At 33.7% G+C, this 20,444-nt stretch carries 20 protein-coding genes; 19 read left to right on the forward strand and 1 reads right to left on the reverse strand.

Annotated features, from left to right (window positions below; genetic code table 11):
• The first annotated feature begins 91 nt into the window (after window positions 1–91).
• The 11 genes from ABEB31_RS09240 (at window position 92) to ABEB31_RS09290 (ending at window position 11,491) form a co-directional block, all read left to right on the forward strand.
• On the forward strand, window positions 92–1,543 hold the full coding sequence (locus ABEB31_RS09240; RefSeq protein WP_347051204.1) for a hypothetical protein: 1,452 nt from the start codon (window positions 92–94) through the stop codon (window positions 1,541–1,543).
• Window positions 1,518–3,011 (forward strand): hypothetical protein, encoded by a 1,494-nt coding sequence (locus tag ABEB31_RS09245; protein WP_347051206.1) that lies wholly within the window; start codon window positions 1,518–1,520, stop codon window positions 3,009–3,011. The genes ABEB31_RS09240 and ABEB31_RS09245 overlap by 26 nt, the downstream gene beginning before the upstream one ends.
• 168 nt (window positions 3,012–3,179) lie before the next feature.
• On the forward strand, window positions 3,180–4,064 hold the full coding sequence (locus tag ABEB31_RS09250) for a DMT family transporter (protein WP_347051207.1): 885 nt from the start codon (window positions 3,180–3,182) through the stop codon (window positions 4,062–4,064).
• Window positions 4,065–4,189: 125 nt separating this feature from the next.
• Window positions 4,190–4,897 carry an HAD family hydrolase gene (locus tag ABEB31_RS09255; protein ID WP_347051209.1) on the forward strand — a complete coding sequence of 236 codons (708 nt, stop codon included), beginning with the start codon at window positions 4,190–4,192 and terminating at the stop codon, window positions 4,895–4,897.
• Window positions 4,897–5,526, forward strand: a complete 630-nt coding sequence (locus tag ABEB31_RS09260) for a CatA-like O-acetyltransferase (RefSeq protein ID WP_347051210.1) — start codon at window positions 4,897–4,899, stop codon at window positions 5,524–5,526. The genes ABEB31_RS09255 and ABEB31_RS09260 overlap by 1 nt, the downstream gene beginning before the upstream one ends.
• A 34-nt stretch (window positions 5,527–5,560) precedes the next feature.
• On the forward strand, window positions 5,561–6,952 hold the full coding sequence (locus ABEB31_RS09265; protein ID WP_347051212.1) for a hypothetical protein: 1,392 nt from the start codon (window positions 5,561–5,563) through the stop codon (window positions 6,950–6,952).
• Window positions 6,953–7,129: 177 nt separating this feature from the next.
• Window positions 7,130–8,260 (forward strand): OmpA family protein, encoded by a 1,131-nt coding sequence (locus ABEB31_RS09270; RefSeq protein WP_347051213.1) that lies wholly within the window; start codon window positions 7,130–7,132, stop codon window positions 8,258–8,260.
• Window positions 8,261–8,394: 134 nt separating this feature from the next.
• Window positions 8,395–9,831: a hypothetical protein gene (locus tag ABEB31_RS09275; RefSeq protein ID WP_347051214.1), complete on the forward strand. Its 1,437-nt coding sequence runs from the start codon at window positions 8,395–8,397 to the stop codon at window positions 9,829–9,831.
• A gap of 102 nt (window positions 9,832–9,933) precedes the next feature.
• Window positions 9,934–10,452, forward strand: coding sequence for a ferritin (locus tag ABEB31_RS09280; RefSeq protein WP_347051216.1), 519 nt, complete (start codon window positions 9,934–9,936; stop codon window positions 10,450–10,452).
• A gap of 78 nt (window positions 10,453–10,530) precedes the next feature.
• Complete coding sequence (locus ABEB31_RS09285) at window positions 10,531–10,716, forward strand: hypothetical protein (RefSeq protein WP_029271150.1); 186 nt, start codon at window positions 10,531–10,533, stop codon at window positions 10,714–10,716.
• 82 nt (window positions 10,717–10,798) lie between these two features.
• Window positions 10,799–11,491, forward strand: a complete 693-nt coding sequence (locus ABEB31_RS09290; RefSeq protein WP_347051218.1) for a DUF2461 domain-containing protein — start codon at window positions 10,799–10,801, stop codon at window positions 11,489–11,491.
• Window positions 11,492–11,566: 75 nt separating this feature from the next.
• Here ABEB31_RS09290 and ABEB31_RS09295 read toward each other — a convergent pair whose 3' ends face one another.
• Complete coding sequence (locus ABEB31_RS09295) at window positions 11,567–11,899, reverse strand: single-stranded DNA-binding protein (RefSeq protein ID WP_347051220.1); 333 nt, start codon at window positions 11,897–11,899, stop codon at window positions 11,567–11,569.
• A gap of 179 nt (window positions 11,900–12,078) precedes the next feature.
• Between ABEB31_RS09295 and ABEB31_RS09300 the strand changes: the two genes are divergently transcribed.
• The 8 genes from ABEB31_RS09300 (at window position 12,079) to ABEB31_RS09335 (ending at window position 20,374) form a co-directional block, all read left to right on the forward strand.
• Complete coding sequence (locus ABEB31_RS09300; protein WP_347051221.1) at window positions 12,079–13,611, forward strand: GNAT family N-acetyltransferase; 1,533 nt, start codon at window positions 12,079–12,081, stop codon at window positions 13,609–13,611.
• 111 nt (window positions 13,612–13,722) lie between these two features.
• Complete coding sequence (locus ABEB31_RS09305) at window positions 13,723–14,070, forward strand: hypothetical protein (RefSeq protein ID WP_057115356.1); 348 nt, start codon at window positions 13,723–13,725, stop codon at window positions 14,068–14,070.
• Window positions 14,071–14,086: 16 nt separating this feature from the next.
• Window positions 14,087–16,477: a M28 family peptidase gene (locus tag ABEB31_RS09310; protein WP_347051223.1), complete on the forward strand. Its 2,391-nt coding sequence runs from the start codon at window positions 14,087–14,089 to the stop codon at window positions 16,475–16,477.
• 40 nt (window positions 16,478–16,517) lie between these two features.
• Window positions 16,518–17,387, forward strand: coding sequence for a tetratricopeptide repeat protein (locus tag ABEB31_RS09315; RefSeq protein ID WP_347051224.1), 870 nt, complete (start codon window positions 16,518–16,520; stop codon window positions 17,385–17,387).
• A 129-nt stretch (window positions 17,388–17,516) separates the two neighbouring features.
• Entirely contained in the window at window positions 17,517–18,332 is an 816-nt protein-coding gene (locus ABEB31_RS09320; protein ID WP_347051225.1) for an SDR family oxidoreductase, read from the forward strand.
• Window positions 18,333–18,429: 97 nt separating this feature from the next.
• Window positions 18,430–19,026, forward strand: coding sequence for a hypothetical protein (locus ABEB31_RS09325; RefSeq protein WP_347051227.1), 597 nt, complete (start codon window positions 18,430–18,432; stop codon window positions 19,024–19,026).
• Between the two features lie 71 nt (window positions 19,027–19,097).
• A complete protein-coding gene (locus ABEB31_RS09330) occupies window positions 19,098–19,574 on the forward strand; it encodes a methylated-DNA--[protein]-cysteine S-methyltransferase (protein ID WP_347051228.1) in 477 nt (158 codons plus the stop codon).
• Between the two features lie 86 nt (window positions 19,575–19,660).
• The gene (locus ABEB31_RS09335) at window positions 19,661–20,374 is read left to right on the forward strand and encodes a 3'-5' exonuclease (protein ID WP_347051230.1); all 714 of its coding nucleotides are present in this window, start codon (window positions 19,661–19,663) and stop codon (window positions 20,372–20,374) included.
• Window positions 20,375–20,444: the final 70 nt, after the last annotated feature.

A 20,444-nucleotide genomic window follows, 5' to 3' on the forward strand; every position in this document is an offset into this window, starting at 1 on the left:
TTTTTTTTTGAAAAAACAGGCCGATATCTTTTTATTTGAAAAAAAATAAGATATTAGCACCCAATTATCTAAACCAAAACAAATCATATTTATGTTGAAAAAAGTACTCTGCGCTTGTTTATTTTTAGCTGTTTTTACTGCCTTTTCACAAGAAATTGTAAATTCAGTTCCCTTTGAATTAAAAAAGAATCGTGATATTTTTCAAGTTGTAAATAAGGAGAAAAAAGAAGTTACTTTATTTGTAAGTGATAAAATAAAAGTAAAAGCAATTCACCTTAATGAAAGCATGAAAATTGTGGATAGCATCTCAACTGAAAGGCCAGATACTAAAACCTACGACATGATGATTGGTTATAATATCAATAACAACAACACACGTTTATTTTGGGCTTCTAATGATTACGAAAACATTTTCACACAATTATATGAGGTTTCCAATCAAAAAGTTACTACACAACAGTACACTCTTGAACTAAAAGAGGAAAAGGTTTTACAGAAATTCAGCGAAAGTGAGAAGTTTTATATTTTAACTGTACTCAAAAAAAACAACTCTTTAAAACTTCATGTTTTTGATAAAAACGGTGTTTATTCTGCAAGAATAATCAATTTGGATGGATTTCATTTCTTCAAATCTAATTACACGAAATCTGACATCTATGGTATCTTAGGAGAAAATCTGCTTCCGTTTGAGGCACCTTTTTCGCTAAAAAATATTGATACGGACAGTCCTACTTCACTTACGGAAGCTGCCAAAAAAAGAAAATGTTATTTTAACAGCAAACAACTTGTTCTGACAATCGATACAAATCGCGATTATACACAGGCAATTGTAATTGATTTAGATAAATTTTCGGCAACTGAAAAAATAATTCGTTCACCCGGCATTTCAAATGTTACTTCTTCAGGTTATAAAATTCCTATAACTTCAAATTCATTTTATTTTGATAATAAATTCTATCAATTAAAATCTTCTGAAGATCAATTTTTCTTTACTATTAAAGACATGGAAGACAATGTTTTAAAAGAATTTATTGCGACATCTGACGCTCCAATTGATTTTAAAAACTCTGATATTTATCAGGAAGGCGGAGATTTTGGAGGAAAAAGGATTTTAGAAAACAGTTCTCAGTTTTTAAGAAAAATCATCAACCTAAATGCTGGTCTTTCTTGTTATCGTATTGGCCAAAATACTCTTATTACTTTTGGAGGTATTTCTTCGATGGGACAATCTGCCGGACAGGTTACTGCAAATCAATTTGGATTTATTGGCGCTTTAGTAGGAGCTGCTTTTTTTAGCCCGACAATGGAAAATTTTAACGCTTACGCTAATAGAAAAGTAGTAAAAATTGAAGGTTTATTTGATAGTCAGGGCGATCATATAAAAGGTGATCTGCAGCCATTGGCCTTTGACAAGATCCGTACTTTTTTTGATGATTACAAAAATGTTTCGTCTCAAACTTTATACAAAATAGATGCTTTTTATTACTTAGGCTATTATGACAATAAAACGAAAGAATATGCCATTAGAAGATTTGTTGATTAAATCCATGACAAAAAAACTGCTCCTTGTCCATTTACTTTTTCTTGGTTTCAACTCTTTTGCACAAGAAATGGTAAAAGAATTCGATCTGAAACTGGAAAAAAAAAGAGATTATTACCAGGTTTCCAATTCTAAAAAAAATGAAATCGTTTTATTTTCAAACGATAAAGAAAAAGTTTCTTCCATTAGATTTGATTCAAACTTAGACATTAAAGATTCTCTTTCGTTTGCCAGGCCGGAAAGTGATTATGAAGAAATTCTTGGATCCGCTCAGAAAGATGAAAACTACAGTATTTTCTGGGGTTCAAAAGACAGAAAAAAAATATTCTCTCAATCTTTTGATTTTGCAACGAAACAAGTAAATATAAAGACTTTCGATTTAGAATTAAAAAAAGAAAAAATCGTTAAAGAGATAACTATCAATAATGTCTTTTACCTAATAACACTTGTCAAAAATATCGGAAATTTAAAATTTTACATTTTTGACAGTTCTGGTGGATTTGACACCAAAACAGTAGATTTGTCCAAGTTCGAATTCAGTAATTTTGAAGGAAATCCTGTAAACTTGCATACCGCATTAACCTGGGATTCTGCTAGCTTTTACTTCCAGAATATTAATAACGAAAGTCCTCCTTCATTGGCTTTAAGCACAAAAAAAAATAAAATCTACACGTATAAAAATGATGAAATCATTCTTACGTTAGATAATAATCCTTTTTTTACAGATGTTTTAAGAATAAATCTCAATGACTTTAGTGCTTCGTTAAAATCAATTAAACAGCAACGAACAGCAAGAGATGAATATGAAGGACTTGTCTTTGAAACCAATTCGTTTTTAATTGATGATAAACTGATTCAGATTAAAACAAATCCGCAGGTTCTCTTTTTAACTGTAAGCGATCTGGAAGGCATGAGAATTAATACATTTAAAGCATTGCGTGATGAAGAAATTCCTTTTAAAAACAGTGATGTTTTTCAGGAATCTGGTTCATTTATCAATAAAAAGGTACTGGAAAAACCAAAGCAATTTATACGTAAAATCAATAATTCTACACCCGGTATTTCCTGTTATACTCTAAATGGTTTGTATTATGCCGTTATAGGAAGCTCACAAGATATAGCTTATGCCAGTGGTGGCGGAATGGGAATGGGCGGAGGTTTTGCTGGTTCTTCTATGCCCATGTATACTTATACTGTCGAAAATTTGATTTCTTATAAGGACAAAAATGTTGTTTATACCACTTGTGTATTCGATTCTAATTTCAATCATTTGCAGGATCCAGTCAAAACCTCTGCATTTGAAAAAATAAGAATGTTTTTGGAAAAAAATGAGAATATAAAGGACGGACGTACCATTTTTAATAAAGACTTATATAAAGATCTTATTCTTTTTAAACTCAATAGTTCTTTATATCTCGGAAATTATAATAACGAGAACAAAAAGTATCAGATTTTTAGCTTCAGCGAATAATTTAAAAGTGTAGCAAATCGAAATTTTGTTCCTGTAAAACTTCGGGATTGAAATTATTTAAATAAAAAAGTGCAAATCAATTACTATTTTTAATTGATTCGCGCTTTTCTCTTTCAAACTATTTACTTTCTAAACTATCTTTGAAAAATAATAAAGAATAAATTACGCATGAAACTCACAAAACCAAGATTAGCCTTAATTGCCGGAATACTTTGTATTTCAATATTCCCGATCTTGGTAAAATTACGTTTAGCTCCGGGATTAATTTCGGCTTTTTACCGAATGGCTTTCGCATTCACGTTGCTTTTACCTTATGTAATTATTACAGGGAATTTTAAACTTCCTAAACCAAAATTCCTGCTTTTGGCGGCACTTTGCGGCGTTGTATTTTCTTCGGATGTGGCCGTTTGGAATATCGCCATTCAGGAATCAAGCGCGACTCAGGCTTCGCTTTTAACCAATTTGTCTCCGGTTTGGGTAGGAATAGGTTCTTTCTTCTTTTTGAAAGTAAGACCCGCTACCAATTTCTGGATTGGCACTGTGGTATCCCTTCTCGGAATGATTACTCTGGTCGGTTTTAAATTCTTTGTCGATCTCAACTTTGACAAAGCCTTTCTTCTTGCTGTTTTGTCTGGTATTTTTTATTCGATTTATCTCCTAATCAGTAAAAATGTATTATCAGAAGTGGATGTTTTATCTTTTATGACAATAAGTTTATTTGCCTCCGCAATTTATTTGGGAATTCTTTGTTATTCTCTAAATGAACCTTTCTCGGGATTTACAAATACCGGCTGGTTTGTTTTGGTTTTACAAGCCGTCATATGTCAATTGTGCGCATGGCTTTCTATTAGTTATGCCACGCAGCACATGCGCGCCACAAGAGTTTCGTTAAGTTTATTGAGTCAGGCCATAATTACTGCAATTTTAGCTTGGTTGTTTTTAGAAGAAAAAATAACTTTACAAATGGTTTTCGGCGGAATCGTTTTGCTTTTCGGAATCCGAATTACGTTTTACGATAAAACAATTTCTTTGAAACGATTGTTTTCTAAATAAAATAGCTCACAGATTCAACTGATTTGGCAGATTTACACAGATTTATAAATCATTAAAATCCTTTAAATCTGTGGCAAAACAAAACTTGAAACCTGAAACAAAAAAACACTTGAAACAAAAAAACCATGTTACATAAAACTAAAATACCGAACTTAAAAGTAATCGCATTTGATGCCGATGATACTTTGTTTGTAAATGAACCTTATTTTGAACAAACAGAACATAAATTCTGTGCTTTGATGGAAGATTATCTTTCCCATCAGGGTATTTCGCAGGAATTTTTCAAAATAGAAATCGCCAATCTTCCGCTATACGGCTACGGGATTAAAGGTTATATTCTATCCATGATTGAAGCTGCAATGAACATTTCAAACAATACCATTCCGGTTGAAGTGATTGGAAAAATCATTCAATATGGAAAAGAGTTACTCGAAAAACCAATCGAACTCTTGGACGGAATTGAAGAAACGCTGCAGGCTTTGCACGGAAAATACAAATTGGTCGTTGCCACGAAAGGCGACTTAAAAGACCAGCACAGTAAATTGCACCGCTCGGGTTTGGGGCATTATTTTCATCATATAGAAGTAATGTCGGACAAACAGGAAATCGATTATGAAAAACTTCTAGGACGTCTGGACATTCAGGCACATGAGTTTCTGATGATCGGAAATTCATTAAAATCAGATATTCTTCCGGTTTTAGGAATTGGCGGATATGCCGTCCACATTCCGTTTCACACCACTTGGGAACACGAAAAAATCAATCACAAAGTAGAACACGAGCATTTTAGTACCTTTGAGACTATAGCAGAAGTTGTTCCGAATTTATTATAATGAAAACACTTTTAGACTTAGATAACTGGAATAGAAAAGAGCATTTTAAACATTTTAAACAAATGGACGAACCGTTCTTTGGTGTCACTGTAGAAATTGACTGCACCAAAGCGTATCAGACGGCAAAAAGTTTAAATGCATCTTTTTTCATTTTTTACCTGCACAAAACGTTAATTGCCGTAAATGCAGTTGAAAATTTTAAATATCGCATTTCAGGAGAAGAAATTTACGTTAACGATCGCGTCGATGCGTCGGCAACGATAGGTCGCGAGGACGGAACTTTCGGGTTTTCATTAATTGAATACGATTCGGATTTTAAAAAATTTGAAAAAACTGCATTAACCGAAATCGAACGCATTCAAAATACAACCGGACTTTTTACAAGATCTTTTGACAGCGACAATCTGATTCATTTTTCGGCAATTCCGTGGTTGAATTTTAGTTCAATTACGCATGCGCGAAGTTTTACATATCCCGATAGCTGTCCAAAAATCTCTTTCGGAAAAATGATGAGCGCCGAAAATGGTAAAAGAACGATGTCGATGGCCGTTTATGTACATCACGGTTTAATGGACGGTATGCACGTTGGTCAATTTGTCGACCTGTTTCAGGATCTGATGAATAAGTAAAATAAATCGGAATGATTTTTGAGCACATAAACGCATGAAACAAATCTTTCTTTTTTGGTCTTTAATCTGGAGTAGTGTTTTGTTAAGTCAAACAGTACTAACTTCTTATAAGGTAGATTTTAAAATCAAAAAAGAACAGCCGGAGATTGTAAATGCACAAAATACAATTACAAAAGATGTATTTGTTTTTATTGCTTCAGACAGTCTCACTATCTTAAAATACAACAGCGCATTGTTCTTAAAAGATAAATTTGTAACATCACGACAATTTGTTGAAAACAGATCTTTACTTGGTTATAGTTTCAGCGAAGACGGGAATCCTACTTTATACTGGTTTTCGGGAGAGGAAAAAAGCATTATTCTAATCAAATATTACATCGAAAATAAAACATCCAGAGCCCTGAAATTCCAAATTCCCCTGGATGAAAAATCTATTCTTACCTATTATCAAAAAGACAATAATTTCTATTTGATAATGAGAGAAAAAATGAAGGAAGCACTGACCGCTTTTATCTTCAAAAACGGAATGGCAGAAGAAAGATTCCTCGATTTCAGTTCTTTCCAATTTCGTGATCGCAAAACCCAGCAAAAAACATTCAATCAGATGTTAAATGAGAATCCAATTGAAAAAATGGATTCAGGAGAATACAATCCATTGTATAAAGTCACCGCAAAAAGTAAACTGTATACATTACCCAACCGTTTGATCCTTACTTTGGACCAAAGTTTCAGAAAGACACAGTTATTTGACATTAATTTGGAAAATCTGGAGATTAAAGAGAAGACTTTTATAAAGCCAATTGGTGCAAAAAATCCAAAAACATCCAATTCTTTTTATCATGAAAACAGACTGTATCAATTGAATGTCAATGCTGATGAACTTCTGTTTGATATTAAGGATTATGAATCTGGAGAATCTGTAAAATCATTTGCTGTTACCAAAAAGGATACAATTCGTTTTGCCAATTCACCGTTATTGATGCAGATTGAAAATCGTCCGCCGAAACAAATCAAAAATACCGCTAAATTTTTAAAAGAATTATCTTCTCTCGATGCTGGAGTTTCGGTTTTTAAAAGCAGACAAAATCTCTTTCTGACTTTGGGAGGGAGTGGCAGCGATTCAAAAAGTATAAGCGTGAATGGTTTCAATTTTGATGATTTTTTTGGAGATTTCCCTTCAAACAATTATTATAACATCGAAACCAACTATTCTGTCTTTTTTGAAAGCGTATGGACTAAAAAGTTAGACGTTACTGCCGGAAATCGCGAGCCCTTTGCCACAGATAAAATCTACAATTTTTTAGATTCCCACAAAGAAGCAATGATTCCTAATAGTATAAAACTCAATAATTATACTATTTTGAGTTATTATGATGTCGATGCCAAAGAAATTGTTTTACGAAAATTTGAAGACGGCTTCAACTGAATCGACTTATAATCAAAAACTTAGATAAATTTTTTCTCATAAATCACGTATGTTTACATCAAGTCACAAAGGTAAGCATTTCGTTAATTACCTTATTTTAATACCTTTTTGACTTTTAAGGGAAGTATTTACTTACAAATTATCGTTGTTTTGAACCAAATTTAAAATTCAATAACAATGAAAAAAGTTGTAATGACTCTTGCATTTGCCCTTGCGTTGACAGGAGCACATGCTCAAACAGAAAACAACAGCGGATTTAATAAATGGTCTGTAGAATTAGCTGGTGGATTGACAAAACCTCAACGACCATTCTCAACAGGTTACTCAACAGACACTCCTAGTCCTTGGGTTGGTGATTTGGGAGTTCGTTACATGTTTAACAATAAATTCGGTTTAAAAGCAGATTTTGGATACAACAGTTTTACTAATAAAAGTAATTCTCTTGAATTTGATTCCAAATACTACAGAATAGATTTGCAGGCTGTTGCAAACTTAGGGCGAATCATGAATTTTGAAACATGGACAAATACTTTTGGATTATTAGGACATGCTGGTTTTGGTGTTGCGCAATTAAAATCGGATAATTTTACAGAAAGAGACAGAACGGGTAACTTTATTGCAGGTGTTACCGGACAGATTAGATTATCAAACAGAATTGCTTTGACCGGTGATTTCTCTACGATTTTAAATGCATCTCAGGATCATACTTTTGATGGCGCTTATGTAGGTCAGAACAGAGGTTTTTCCGGATTGCTCTTTAATGGTACAGTTGGATTAAATGTCTATTTAGGTAAAAACACAAAACATGCTGACTGGACTGTTACATCAAACGACAATAATTTTGATGCGTCTGCCTTAGAAAACAAAATTTCTGATCTTGAGGCACAAATCAAAAAAATCCCTGCAAAAGAAGTAGTTGTTGAAAAACAAGTTAGCAATCAGCAACCAAGTGATAATGAACTGATCAAAAGAATGATCAATGATAAATATTACAGTGTGTATTTTGATTTCAATAAAACAACGCCAATCGAAAACTCAACTGCAGCAATCGATGTTGTTTTAAATTACATGAGAAAAAATCCTTCTGCATCACTTGACCTTGTGGGTTATGCTGATCAGGTTGGAAAAGCAGAATACAATGAAAGACTTTCTAACACCAGAGCAACTAACGTAAAAACAATTTTTGAAAAAGCCGGAATCGCTTCTTCACGTTTAAATGTTATTGCAAATGGTGCAGATACATCAATCCAAAAAGATTCTGATGAAGCAAGAAGATTAGCGAGAAGAGTAACTTTTATCGTAAAATAATCTCTTTTATATTTTATAAACAAGCCTCAAAGTAAGTTACTTTGAGGCTTTTTCTTTGTGACAATAGACTTTTTAAATTTTCCACCTATAAAACATTTATTCATTACTTTTGGAACTCATACGATCAAATCCTAATGAAGAAACTACTATTTTTACTCTTACTTTCACAATCCGTAATGTTAAGTCAGACGATACTAAACTCTTCGGTTTTAAATTTGAACAAACCCATAGAAAATGGACAAATTCTAAGTGCTGAAAATGAGAAAACACAAGAAGTCTATGTCTTTGCTTCTGATAATAAAAGCATTACTATATTAAAATACAACAAATCGCTATTTCTTGCGAACCAGTTTAAAGATACGATTCGGGTTGAGAAAAATAAAACTTTAATGGGTTACAGCCTTAACGAAAATGGCAGCCCGACATTATACTGGGAGTCGCCAAATCGTAAAAATATTCAGATTGTACAATACAATATGGAGACCAAAACGTCAAAAACCTCGAGTTTTGATTTTCCGGCAAACACAGGAACTGTAATAACTTCATTTCAAAAAAACAATAAATTTTACCTGCTTTCAAAAGAAAAAGATCAGGAACATTTTTTGTTATTTGAGTTTAGTGATGAAAAATGCGATGTAAAATTGTTTGATTTTTCACCTTTCAACTTTCAGAATGAAAAAGGCCAGAGGCTTTCTTTTAGTGCCCTTGTACAGTATCACTATCCTATAGAAAAAATGGATATCGGCAATTTTTCTCCGTTCGACAAGACAGAAAAGAAAAGCAAAATGTACGTATTAAACGATCGGATTGTACTGACATTTGACTACAATACCAAATACACGCAGGCTTTTGATCTAAATCTGAATACAAGGAAAGTTACCGAGAAAATTTTTGAAATGCCTGTTACTCAATTTACAGCTACAACCAATTCTTTTTTTCTGGAAAACAAACTGTTTCAGATTAGTTCTAACACCGAACAATTTCTATTTGGCATACAAGATTTTGATTCAGGTAAAAACATCAAAACTATCGCCCTATCAAAAAATGACTCTATAAGTTTTAAAAATTCTCCACTGTTTTTGCAGATCAATGGCGAAAAGCCACAGATCTTAAAGACTACAAGCAAATTTCTAAAACAATTATCTACAGTTAACTCGGCAGTTTCTGCTTTCAATACTAACGGATTAACTTTTATTACCTTGGGCGGATTTGCTTCCTATCAGTCTGTGGGCATGAGCTTTAATTATGGTTCGAATGATAGTTTTAATAATATCCAAAGCAATAGTAAAATGGTGTTTTTTGATTCTTATCTTAATTCTGATTTGGAGTTTATAAAGAACAATCAGGCTGAGCCACTTGCTATTGATAATCTCCACTATTTTTTAAGTAAAACGAGAAATTTTACTCATGAAAACATTCTTAAAGTCAAAGATTTTTACATTTTAGGATATTACGACCTTCCGACAAAAAGTTATATAATGCGTAAGTTTACAGATGGTTTTATGGATGAAGGAACTGGAAATTCGATTATAAATAAAGCAGAATTTTCTAAATCTATTCCTCTGAAATAATGTTAATTTTTATTGAGAATTAATCCAAATCGCTGATGTTTTCACGGTTTCCAAAAAATGGAATGAATATTTTTTCTTAATTTTACAAAAAAGACACATATTATGCTATCAAAAAATATTGAATCGGCTTTAAACAAGCAAATCCGCATAGAAGCAGAATCTTCGCAAACTTATCTTTCTATGGCTTGTTGGGCAGAAGTACACGGACTTGAGGGAATTGCTCAATTTATGTATACACAGTCAGATGAAGAGCGTGCTCACATGCTTAAATTGGTTAAGTATGTAAATGAACGCGGAGGTCACGCTCAGGTAACAGATTTAAAAGCACCAAAAACGACTTACTCTACATTTAAAGAAATGTTTGAGGAGCTTTATAATCATGAACTTTTTGTTTCTCAATCAATCAACGAATTAGTACATATTACATTTGAAGACAGAGATTATGCCACACATAATTTCTTACAATGGTACGTATCTGAACAAATTGAAGAAGAAGCTACAGCCAAATCTATTTTGGACAAAATAAACTTAATTGGAGATGACAAAGGCGGACTTTACTTGTTTGACCGTGATATTCAGCAATTAACAGTTACGAGTTCAATCGCTATAAATCCTAAATAAAAAAGTTAAAGTTTATTTAGAATATTTAAAAATAACTTTTTTCTTTTATATTTGTCTCTGTTTTTAATACAGAGGAAATTGAGCAAGAAAGAAAAAGACAAGGACAAGAAAAAGGATAAAAAGAAAAAGAAGAATAAAGATATCCTTGATAAAATCAAGAAGATTGAAAATTGTAAATCTTCGTGCTGTGAGAAATATAAAAAGAGCGAGAAAAAACGCTGCTCACGCTGTCCTATGTTTGATCTATTCAAAAAAACGGCTTAAATAAATATAGAAAAACCCATCAGATTTTCCTGATGGGTTTTTTAGTTTTAAATTGCGGTCTATTTCAGATTTTAATTGAATTATGAAAAACAACATTACCATTCCAAAATCGAGTCTGGATTTTTTGGTTCAGCTTAAAGAAAATAATAACAAACCGTGGTTTGAAACGAATAAAGAAACTTATTTAACAGAATTAAATCATATAGAGAACTTTGCCGGCGCCTTACTTCAGGAGCTTTCTAAAACAGATGTTTTGGAAAATGCTTCGGGAAAAAAAAGCGTCTACAGAATTTATCGTGATATCCGTTTTTCTAAAGATAAAACCCCTTTTAAAACTTATTGGGGCGGAAGCTATACGCGAGCGACTGCAGCAAGACGTGGCGGTTATTATTTTCATCTCGAAAAAGGAAACAGCTTTTTTGCCGGTGGATTCTGGGGACCCAATGCCTCCGATTTAAAAAGAATCAGAACTGAATTTGGCCGGGATCCCGAAACTTTTCAAAAAATAGTAAAATCAAAATCTTTTGTGAGCAACTTTGGATCTCTCCAAGGTGAACAGCTTAAGACAAAACCAAAAGGTTTTGAAATAGATCACCCGGCGATTGATTTGCTTCGTTTCAAACAGTTTTTGATCATCAAACGCTTTACAGACGAAGAGGTTTTAAGTTCTGATTTCCTTAATCAGGCTTTGGATGCTTTCCTGAACATGAGGCCCTTTTTTGATTATATGAGCGAAGTTCTTACAACAGATGTTAATGGAGCATCGATTTTATGACATTAAATTTAAAAATATAAACCCGACAATACTGATGTTCAATATTGTCGGGTTATGAATATTAAGTTTGAATATTTATTTGCTCAGAAGCAGAATTTCATTAACCACTACTTCTGTTATATAGCGCTTTTCACCATTTTTGTCGTCGTACGATCTATGTATTAACTTTCCATCTATAGCGACTTCTTTTCCTTTTACTACATATTTTTCTATTATTTCAGCGGTTTTTCCCCAGGCTGTAACGCGGTGCCATTCTGTTTGCTCTACCTTCTCACCTTTATCATTTTTATAATGATCATTTGTCGCGATGGTGATATGGGCCAGTTTCTTTCCGTTTTCTAACGTTTTAATTTCCGGATCATTCCCTACATTTCCAATTAGCTGCACTCTGTTTTTCATTGCGTTCATGGCGTATATTATTTTTAAGTTATTATAAAGCTGAATCTTTCTTTCAATTCAACAGTGCAAAGATGAAACAACTCAGCAATAACAGTCGGTTGGTAACCAATTACTATCGACTGTAACTATTTGTAAGCGTTTGTAATTGGAAATTGTTTTTTGTATATTTGAGATAAACCTTACGATACATGCAGGCAAAAATCAATAAAGTCGAATTAAGAAATCTGGAAATTGAAGACTATAAACAATTAAAAAAATCAATGATCGAATCCTATCCCGAAATGGCTGATTCGTACTGGGGATCTGATGATATAGAGCGATTACTTTCTATTTTCCCAGAGGGGCAGCTGGTAATTTTGGTGGATGGTAAAGTGGTAGGTTCTGCATTATCTCTTATTGTTGATGAAAAATTGGTAGATAAAAAACACAATTACCAACAGATTAGCGGTGATTATAAATTCTCTACGCACAATCCGAATGCTGAAATTTTATACGGAATTGATGTTTTTATTCATCCGCATTATCGCGGCTTACGTTTAGGGCGCCGATTGTACGATGCCAGAAAAGAACTTTGTGAGCAGTTGAATTTAAAAGCCATTGTTTTTGCAGGAAGAATTCCGAGTTACAGGGAACATGCAAAAAAAATGACGCCTAAAACTTATATAGAAAAAGTCCGCACCAAAGAATTGTATGATCCTGTACTTTCTTTTCAGCTAAGCAATGATTTCCATGTTTTACGAATCATTAAAAATTATTTGGAAGGCGACGAAGAGTCAAAAGAATTTGCGGTGCTACTGGAGTGGAATAATATTTACTATGATGATAGTCCTAAACTGATCAATCTAAAGAAAAATGTTATTCGTCTGGGATTAATTCAGTGGCAGATGCGTCCGTTGAATAATGTTGAAGCCTTATTTGAGCAGGCAGAATTTTTTATTGATGTAGTTTCCGGTTACGGATCCGATTTCGCATTGTTTCCCGAATTATTTATTGCGCCTTTAATGGCCGATTACAACCATTTATCTGAAGCAGAAGCCATTCGCGAACTGGCGCGTCATTCGGATCCTATCAGAACGCGTTTTCAGGAATTTGCAATTTCATATAACATCAATATCATTACCGGAAGTATGCCTTATTTAGAAAATGGTAATCTTTATAATGTTGGCTTTTTGTGCAAAAGAGACGGAACTTCAGAAATGTACACCAAAATACACATCACACCAAATGAAGTCATTCACTGGGGGATGAAAGGCGGCTCTGAGTTTAAAACTTTTGACACCGATTGTGGTAAAATTGGAATTTTAATTTGTTATGATGTCGAATTTCCGGAACTTCCGAGACTGTTGGCAGACGAAGGAATGAATATTTTATTTGTACCATTTCTGACCGATACACAAAACGGATATACCCGTGTAAAACATTGCGCGCAGGCACGTGCCATAGAAAATGAGTGTTATGTAGCCATAGCAGGTTGCGTTGGGAATCTTCCGAAAGTAAACAATATGGACATTCAATATGCGCAATCTTCTGTTTTTACGCCTTCAGATTTTGCATTCCCAAGCAACGGAATTAAAGCTGAAGCAACTACAAACACAGAAATGACCTTAATTGTAGATTGTGATTTAAATTTATTAAAAGAACTGCACGAACATGGAAGTGTGAAAATTTTAAAGGACAGAAGATCTGATCTTTATGAAATAAAAAAATTGAACTCTAAGTAATAATATACTGATTTATTATAAAATGGAACTTATGATGTATGAGATTAATCAGCTAATTCTTAAAAAAATCAACTAAAATTCTTACTTTTCGGCAAAATTAAAAATGATGGAATGAAAACATGCCTGGAATGTTCCGCTAAAATTGTAGGCCGTGAGGACAAGAAATTCTGTTCTGACAGTTGTCGTAATGCCTACAATAATAAAATAAATAAGGACAGTACGAATTTCATGCGAAATATAAACAACAAGTTACGCAAAAATTACCGTATTTTGGCTGAGTTAAATGTGGATGGAAAATCTAAAGCTTCCCGAGATAAATTATTAACAAAGGGCTTTGATTTTGAGTTCTTTACAAACATTTTGCAAACCAAAACAGGAAATACATATTATTTCCTTTACGATCAGGGATACCGTTCTCTGGACAATGATTATTTTATGCTTGTTAAAAAAGAAATATAGTTAGTATTTATACATCATGAGAAAAAACCAAACCTCAATTCTAGCCGTAATCTGTGTTTTAGCCTTACTTGCCATCGTATATATTACCATGATGCCACAAGGAATTTCTAAAGATGATGAAGCACTTGCCGAATTCTCGACGGAAAGAGCCTTAAATCAGGTCGAAATTATAGCGCAGAAACCACATTACGTTGGCTCGACCAATCACGAACTGGTTGCCAATTATCTTAAACTCGAACTCAACAGGATAGGATTAGAAACGAGTGTTCAGGAAGGTTTTACTTTAAATGATAAAGGACTTCTGGTAAAGTCAAAAAATATTTTAGCTCGCATAAAAGGAACAAACAATACAAAAGCCCTTTTACTTCTTTCCCATTATGACAGCGCGCCGCATTCGTTCTCAAAAGGTGCAAGTGATGACGCATCTGGAGTGGCAACGATTTTAGAAGGGATTCGTGCCTTTCTTTATTCCAAACATCCTCAGAAAAACGATATCATCATATTATTCTCAGATGCAGAGGAATTAGGATTAAACGGTGCCGCATTATTTGTAAACAAACATCCGTGGGCAAAAGATGTGGGCTTAGTCTTAAACTTTGAAGCGCGCGGAACTTCCGGACCAAGCTATATGCTTCTGGAAACCAACAAAGGAAATGAAACTCTGATAAAAGATTTTGCTAAAGCAAAGACTTCTCATCCCGTTTCAAATTCATTGATGTACAGCATTTATAAAATGCTTCCAAATGATACCGACCTGACTGTTTTTAGAGAACAGGGAAATATTCAGGGTTTTAATTTTGCTTTTATCGATGGTCATTTTAATTACCATACACAACAAGATGATGTTCAGCATTTAAACAAAACAACATTAGCGCATCAGGGAACTTATATTATGCCTTTGCTGAAGTATTTCAGCAACATTGACTTAAATCAGACAGAATCTTCAGAAGATAATGTCTATTTCAATGCACCTTTTACCTTTATCAGTTATCCGTTTTCATGGGTAATGCCGATGACTTTAATTGCTTTCGGATTACTGGCTTTGTTTATTTTTGTTGGAAAAGTAAAAAGAATCATCACTTTTACAGAGATTTTTAAGGGTTTTGTCCCGCTTATAGGATCAATTCTTATTGCCGGACTGGTAACTTTCTTAGGGTGGAAGCTTATTCTTGAAATATATCCGCAATATTCTGATCTTTTAAACGGGTTTACCTACAATGGACATGCGTACATTGGCGCATTTGTAACCTTAAGCGTTGCCATTTGTTTTGCTTTTTACCATCATTTTTCTGAAGCTAAAATCACAATGAACCATTTTGTTGCGCCATTGTTATTATGGATTATTATAAATGCCTTTTTAGCTAATAGTCTGACAGGTGCTGGTTTCTTAATCATTCCGGTTTATTTCGGAATCTTATTATTCGGAATATTTATCTTCACACAGCATTACAGTTTAGGAATGAATTTAATCTTCAGCATTCCGGCTTTAGCAATTGTTGCCCCTTTCATCATGATGTTTCCAATTGGATTAGGTCTTAAAATTCTTTACGGAAGTGCGGTTCTAACCGTTTTATTGTTCGGATTGCTGCTCCCAATATTTGGGGCATTTGCCAGAAAAGGTGCGTGGATTGTTGTTTTCTTCCTTACTTCTATCTCATTTTTTATCTACGCGGGATATCATTCAGGTTACGAACACGGAAAAGCAAAATCGAACAGTTTATTGTATGTTTATAATGCTGACCGTAATTCTGCTTCCTGGACCACTTACGATACCAATTTAGATGAATGGACAAAATCTTATCTGGGTGAAACCAATCAAAAAGCGGTGGGTTTAAATACGCTTCCACTCGCAAGTAAATACAATACAACATTCACGTACAGTGCGACTGCCCCGGTTGTTGATATTGCTAAACCATCTATTGAATTTTTAAGAGACAGCGTCATCGGAAATAACAGATATCTGAAAATCAGGATAACTCCAAACCGAAAAGTAAACCGATATGATATTTACGCCAATCCAAAAATGACGTTTTATAACTTTAAGGCAAATGGTGTTGCCACTTCGGGCGAAAAAGGAAACCGCCTGCAAAGGGAAGATAGTAAAATTCTGTGCTATTATGTAGTTGGAAATGAACCTCTTGTAATGGATTTCTATATTAACAAATCGGCTATTTTTGATATGGATCTAATTGAGAGTTCTTTTGACTTAATGACAAATCCTTTATTGAAAATAAAACCAAGAGAGAACTGGATGATGCCGACACCTTTTGTTTTAAACGATGCCGTTTTGATACAGCAAAAAATCAAAAGATACACGCCGCCTGTAAAAGCTCTTGAACCAGTTGTCGTTACAGACAGTCTGGCCGTGCCTAAAGACAGTATAAAACCGATTGTAAATCCGGAATAAAAACAGACACGTTTAATTCTTACTTCTAATAAAACTAAAAATGAAAAAATTTTACATGCTTTTTTTAACATTAGCAAGCTTTTCTAACACTGAAGCACAAACTGTTGAAGAAAAAATTGCAGTGAAAGCATGTGAATGCCTGGAAAAAAATTCTAAAATCACGCAGGACGTTTATAAAGATTGTCTGACAAAGCCAATGGGCGAATTGGTTTTAACTGACAAAGATCCTAAAGTAAGGGAAAGTATTAATACTGTAGACGGCATCCAGGATATGATCATCCGGGTTCAGGAGATTATTTCTAAAAAATGTCCCGATTTGGTACCGGGAATTACAGAAAGTAAAGAAGATATTTTTTACGGCAAATCAAAAAATAAAAATGCTCAGAACTATTATATAATCGGGCAGGATTTTATGAATCAGAATAACTATAAACAGGCTGTTGAAAGTTTTCAGTTGGCGGTAAATGCAGATCCGGCTTTTGTTCTGGCGCTAGATGACATGGGAGTTTCTTACAGACAGTTAAATGATTATGACAATGCCATAAAATACTATAAAAAATCGCTGGAAGTTTATCCTGAGGGAAGTTTTGCCCTTATGAATATTGGAGTTGTTTATACCTTTAAATCCGATTATAACACCGCTATCAGCTATTATGAAAAACTAATCCAATATCATCCTGACAATGCGGAAGGATATTTTGGAGCCGGAAAAAACTACATGATGGTGAAAGACGATGAAAAAGCGCTGGACAATATCTTTAAAGCACACAGAATTTATACTACCAACAATTCAGAATATGTAAAAGATTCTGAGAAGCTGCTGGCTGCTATTTATCAGAAAATGAAGTCGGAAAACAGAGAAGATCTGTTTAAAAATATAGCGGAGATAAACAACATTAAAATCGACTAAAACCATTCTGGAATATTTTAATAAAAGGCAGATTTAACCGTAAATCTGTCTTTTATATTTAAATTTCCTATAATAAATCTTTTAACTAAAAATTTGCAACTTAGCATCTAACACTTCTGAATTTAAAAAATGACAAAAATTAGCATATTGGGCTGTGGATGGCTCGGATTTCCTTTAGCAGAAAGTTTACTGGCAAAAGGAAGTTCTGTAAAAGGGTCGACAACTTCTGAAAATAAACTACACATTTTTAAAAATGCCGGAATAGATCCGTTTTTAGTTACGCTTGAAAGCGAAAGCATATCAGAAAGCATCAATAATTTTTTAGCGGAAAGTGAAATCTTGATTATTGATATTCCCCCGAAGCTAAGAAATGGAAATTCCGATGCCGAGATAAAGGTTTTTGTCGAAAAAATCAAAAATCTGATTCTGTTTATCGAAAAATCAACGGTTCAGAAAGTTCTTTTTGTTAGTTCTACCTCCGTTTATGGTGATGCAAACAATCTCATAACAGAAGAAACGATTCCAAATCCGGACACAGAAAGCGGAAAACAATTGCTTACTGCAGAAAAATTGCTACAGGAAAACCCAAATTTTGCCACTACCATTTTACGTTTCGGCGGTTTAATTGGAGAAGACCGGCATCCGGTAAAGTTTCTCGCGGGAAAAGAAAATCTTGAAAATCCCGATGCACCCGTTAATCTGATTCATCAAAAGGACTGCATTGCTATTATTGAGGAAATCATCAACCAGTCAAAATGGAATGAGGTCTTTAATGCTGTTGCACCTTTTCATCCAACCAGAGAAGAATATTATACAAAAAAAGCAATTGAAAGGGGTTTGATCGAACCTAAATTTAATTCTGAAAAATCAGACATTAAAAAGATTATTTCAAGCGAAAAAATTAAAGATCTTTTAGATTATAAGTTTGACATTCCCAACCTTTAAATTTGTCGTATCTTGTCTAAGACAAATCTTCCTGTAGCAATCGCTAATTAAAAAACTTGTTATTTTTATAAAAACCTATAAAACAGGAATTATGTCGATGAGTCATAAAGCTTTTGTATTTGATACTTTCGGATTTCATAAAAAACTATCAAATATCATCCTTGATTGTGCATCGATGGACAATAATAACTTGTTAGAATTATTTATCGACGAAAATTTCAATTTCTTAACATCCCCATATTCCTATGACTTTCTAGATTCTGATTGGAGACAAGATTTAGAAACAGCAGATATTCAAGAGCTTTCAGATTTTGCGATGACATTTTTTTACGAAATTGAGGATGAGCAAGGTTGCGAATACACTTGGAATGCAATTTTTGAAACTTTAAAAGAATTTGCATTATTATTAAAGCCCGAATATTATATTCTTGGGAATGCTTTAAAAACTAAAAACTTTGCTCTGGATCCGGGCAAATTAGGATTAGGTTTTATTGATGCATTTGATATTTCAACCATGCATACTGAATTGATCTCTTTAAGAGATGAATTATGGAATTCTTATGATCAAAATGTTGATAAATCTAAACTATTATATGAGCCATCATATACAGAATTTATGGAAGGGTATGAAAACTTAATTTCAATTTACGAGCAAGCTCAAAAAAGAGGTCATGGATTGCTAATGACTTTCTAATAAAATAATAAATCGCAAAATATTTGCGAACTTTGCAGTAAGCTAACACTCACTGCGGTTAAAACTTATTTATGGAAACAGTCTACATCAACTCCCCTTTAGGAATCACCAAAATTGTTGGTGATGAAAATGGTATTGCTGTAATTTCTGTCTCAGATGTTGGTACAGATGAAATTTCCAAAGTAGTTCCGGAAGTTTTGCAAGATGCCGTGTCTCAGTTAAATGAATATTTCGAAGGAAAACGAACCGATTTCAACTTAAAGTTAAATCCAAAAGGAACAGAATTTCAACAAAAAGTCTGGAAATCACTCTTAGAAATTCCGTTTGGAAAAACCGTAAGTTATATGGACCAAACCAAAAAGCTGGGAGATATTAAAGCAATTCGTGCCGTAGCTTCGGCAAATGGCAAAAACCCACTTTGGATCGTGGTTCCCTGCCATCGCGTTATTGGCACAAACGGTTCTTTAACTGGTTACGCCGGCGGATTGTCCCGTAAAAAATGGCTTCTGGAACATGAAAATCCAACTGCTCAGCAAAGTTTATTTTAGTTTTTTATAAGAATTTTATGCATATTTGTATAACTTCAAAACTGAATCTAAAAGTCTAATTATCTATTATCTAAGAAGTCTAAAACATGATTGAAAAAATAAACCTCAATAATATTTTATTTCTCGATATAGAAACTGTTCCTGAAGAAGAGAATTTTCATTCGCTTGACGCGGAAATGCAGTCTCTTTGGGATTCTAAAACACAGTACCAGCGAAAAGACGATTTTACTCCGGAAGAATTTTACAACCGTGCGGGAATCTGGGCAGAATTTGGAAAGATCATCTGCATTTCTGTTGGCTTTTTTACCATTAAGGGAGATATTCGAAACTTTAGGGTAACTTCGTTTTTTGGAGAAGAAAAAACTATCCTGAAAGACTTTTCCAATCTGATTAACAATCACTTTAACCAGCCCCAACACCTTATTTGCGGCCATAATTCAAAAGAATTTGATATTCCGTTTATCGCAAGGCGAATGATTATCAATCAAATGCCAATTCCCGAAAAACTCAATTTATTTGGAAAGAAACCATGGGAAATTCCGCATTTGGATACGCTGGAATTATGGAAGTTTGGCGATTATAAGCATTTTACTTCTTTAAAACTGCTGACCAAAATTCTCGGTGTACCTTCTCCAAAAGGTGATATCGATGGAAGTCAGGTTGCTCATGTCTATTATATCGAAAAAGACATTGACAGAATCATAACCTATTGCGAAAAAGATACTATAGCTGTTGGTCAGATTTTTCTGCGTCTACGCCGTGAAGATTTACTGATCGACGAAGAAATAATTCATGTATAGCTTTTTTGAGGGTCAAAGAGGCAAAGTTGCAAAGGTTCAAAGCTTAAATCTTAAATCTTAAAAGTAAATT

The sequence above is a fragment of the Flavobacterium olei genome (assembly GCF_039749035.1).
GTDB lineage: Bacteria > Bacteroidota > Bacteroidia > Flavobacteriales > Flavobacteriaceae > Flavobacterium > Flavobacterium olei.

Excerpts from the sequence above, each read along its gene's own strand:
- ABEB31_RS09240 (WP_347051204.1), top strand. The coding sequence starts at position 92 with ATGTTGAAAAAAGTACTCTGCGCTTGTTTATTTTTAGCTGTTTTTACT.
- ABEB31_RS09245 (WP_347051206.1), top strand. The coding sequence starts at position 1,518 with ATGCCATTAGAAGATTTGTTGATTAAATCCATGACAAAAAAACTGCTC.
- ABEB31_RS09250 (WP_347051207.1), top strand. The coding sequence starts at position 3,180 with ATGAAACTCACAAAACCAAGATTAGCCTTAATTGCCGGAATACTTTGT.
- ABEB31_RS09255 (WP_347051209.1), top strand. The coding sequence starts at position 4,190 with ATGTTACATAAAACTAAAATACCGAACTTAAAAGTAATCGCATTTGAT.
- ABEB31_RS09260 (WP_347051210.1), top strand. The coding sequence starts at position 4,897 with ATGAAAACACTTTTAGACTTAGATAACTGGAATAGAAAAGAGCATTTT.
- ABEB31_RS09265 (WP_347051212.1), top strand. The coding sequence starts at position 5,561 with ATGAAACAAATCTTTCTTTTTTGGTCTTTAATCTGGAGTAGTGTTTTG.
- ABEB31_RS09270 (WP_347051213.1), top strand. The coding sequence starts at position 7,130 with ATGAAAAAAGTTGTAATGACTCTTGCATTTGCCCTTGCGTTGACAGGA.
- ABEB31_RS09275 (WP_347051214.1), top strand. The coding sequence starts at position 8,395 with ATGAAGAAACTACTATTTTTACTCTTACTTTCACAATCCGTAATGTTA.
- ABEB31_RS09280 (WP_347051216.1), top strand. The coding sequence starts at position 9,934 with ATGCTATCAAAAAATATTGAATCGGCTTTAAACAAGCAAATCCGCATA.
- ABEB31_RS09290 (WP_347051218.1), top strand. The coding sequence starts at position 10,799 with ATGAAAAACAACATTACCATTCCAAAATCGAGTCTGGATTTTTTGGTT.
- ABEB31_RS09295 (WP_347051220.1), bottom strand. The coding sequence starts at position 11,899 with ATGAACGCAATGAAAAACAGAGTGCAGCTAATTGGAAATGTAGGGAAT.
- ABEB31_RS09300 (WP_347051221.1), top strand. The coding sequence starts at position 12,079 with ATGCAGGCAAAAATCAATAAAGTCGAATTAAGAAATCTGGAAATTGAA.
- ABEB31_RS09305 (WP_057115356.1), top strand. The coding sequence starts at position 13,723 with ATGAAAACATGCCTGGAATGTTCCGCTAAAATTGTAGGCCGTGAGGAC.
- ABEB31_RS09310 (WP_347051223.1), top strand. The coding sequence starts at position 14,087 with ATGAGAAAAAACCAAACCTCAATTCTAGCCGTAATCTGTGTTTTAGCC.
- ABEB31_RS09315 (WP_347051224.1), top strand. The coding sequence starts at position 16,518 with ATGAAAAAATTTTACATGCTTTTTTTAACATTAGCAAGCTTTTCTAAC.
- ABEB31_RS09320 (WP_347051225.1), top strand. The coding sequence starts at position 17,517 with ATGACAAAAATTAGCATATTGGGCTGTGGATGGCTCGGATTTCCTTTA.
- ABEB31_RS09325 (WP_347051227.1), top strand. The coding sequence starts at position 18,430 with ATGAGTCATAAAGCTTTTGTATTTGATACTTTCGGATTTCATAAAAAA.
- ABEB31_RS09330 (WP_347051228.1), top strand. The coding sequence starts at position 19,098 with ATGGAAACAGTCTACATCAACTCCCCTTTAGGAATCACCAAAATTGTT.
- ABEB31_RS09335 (WP_347051230.1), top strand. The coding sequence starts at position 19,661 with ATGATTGAAAAAATAAACCTCAATAATATTTTATTTCTCGATATAGAA.